This window comes from Streptomyces tricolor (assembly GCF_002155905.1).
Lineage (GTDB): Bacteria > Actinomycetota > Actinomycetes > Streptomycetales > Streptomycetaceae > Streptomyces > Streptomyces tricolor.
Window position 1 is genome coordinate 1 of record NZ_MUMF01000237.1, and the last position, 1,442, is coordinate 1,442.

Genomic DNA, 1,442 nt, shown 5'->3' on the forward strand with positions numbered 1-1,442 from the left:
GTCGTAGATCTCGGCGAAGTCGATGTCCGCCGGGGTCACCCCCGCCCGCTCGAAGGCCAGCCGGCCGCTCACCGCCGCCGGGGTGACCGTGAAGTCGGGCCACTCGGACATGGCGGCGTGGGAGACGTGCTCGCCGGTGCCGAGGATCCAGACCGGCGCCGTACGGCAGTCCCGGACGTACTCCTCGCCCGCCAGCAGGACCGCCGCGCCGCCGTCCGAGCGCAGACAGCAGTGCAGCCTGGTGAAGGGGTCCGCGACCATCGGGCCGGACAGCACGTCGTCGACGGTGACGGGGTCGCGGAACATCGCCTGCGGGTTCAGGGCCGCGTTCGCCCGCGCCTGGACCGCCACCTCCGCGAGCTGCCCGACCGTCGTGCCGTACTCGGTCATGTGCCGGCGCGCCGCCATCGCGTACTTGGCGATCAGCGTGTGGCCGTACGGCGCCTCGAACTGGAGGGGGCCGCGCGCGCCGAAGGACAGGGTGCCCGTGCGGCGGCCCGCCTTGACGTCCGCCCGTGCCGTCGAGCCGTACACCAGCAGGACGGCGTCGGCGTGGCCCGCCGCGATCGCGTCCGCCGCGTGTGCCGCCATCACCTCCCAGGTCGAGCCGCCGACCGAGGTGGAGTCCACCCAGGTGGGCCGCAGGCCCAGGTACGCGGCGACCTCCACCGGGGCCAGCGTGCCGAGGCCGGCGGAGGCGAAACCGTCGACCACCGCGCGGTCCAGGCCCGCGTCGGCGAGGGCCCGGCGGGCCGCCTGGGCGTGCAGGGCGTACGGCGTCGCGCCGTCCACCCGCCCGCAGTCGGACAGGGCCACGCCGACCACGGCGACCTTCCTGCTCCCGCGACGCATGAGCGGGCTCCTCCCTGTGGGCAGCCGGCTCCGGTCCCTGCCGGCACCCGGTTCCGGCCTCTGTGCATCTCGCTGCGGCCCTCCTAATATGACGCACCGTCAGATAGGGAGGGAAGGCCATGGACACGCGCCTCACCGCCGAGCAGGACGAGATCCGCCGGACCCTGCGCGAGCTGCTGCGCGCCCGCTGCGGCCCGGCGAAGCTGCGGGCCGCCGCCGACACGCCCGCCGGCCACGACCCCCTCCTGTGGCAGGCCCTCGCCGACCGGCTCGGCCTGCCCGGGCTCGCCCTCCCCGAGCGGTACGGCGGCGTCGGCTGCTCGGTCGCCGAACTCGCCCTGGCCTGCGAGGAGACGGGGCGGGCGCTCGCCCCCTCGCCGCTGCTCGCCACCTCCGTCCTCGCCGCCCCGCTGATCCTCGCCCTCGGCACCGAGGACCAGCGCGCCGAGCTGCTGCCGCGCATCGCCGCCGGCTCCCTCACCGCCGCCCTCGCCGTCCACGGGCCCGCCCTCGCCACCGCCCTCGCCCTGACCGGCGCGGACGACACGTACCGCGCCGGGGACGGGCGGGCCGGCGGGGTACGTGTCGTC

At 76.6% G+C, this 1,442-nt stretch carries 2 protein-coding genes; one reads left to right on the plus strand and one right to left on the minus strand.

The features are described from left to right. A partial coding sequence (locus CCN44_RS17740) for a thiolase C-terminal domain-containing protein (RefSeq protein WP_086698205.1) occupies positions 1 to 852 on the minus strand: 852 nt, incomplete at its 3' end. Between the two features lie 119 nt (positions 853 to 971). On the opposite strand from CCN44_RS17740, the gene CCN44_RS17745 reads away from it, so the two are divergent. Further along, the coding region (locus CCN44_RS17745; protein WP_143649828.1) for an acyl-CoA dehydrogenase family protein at positions 972 to 1,442 on the plus strand (471 nt) is incomplete at its 3' end.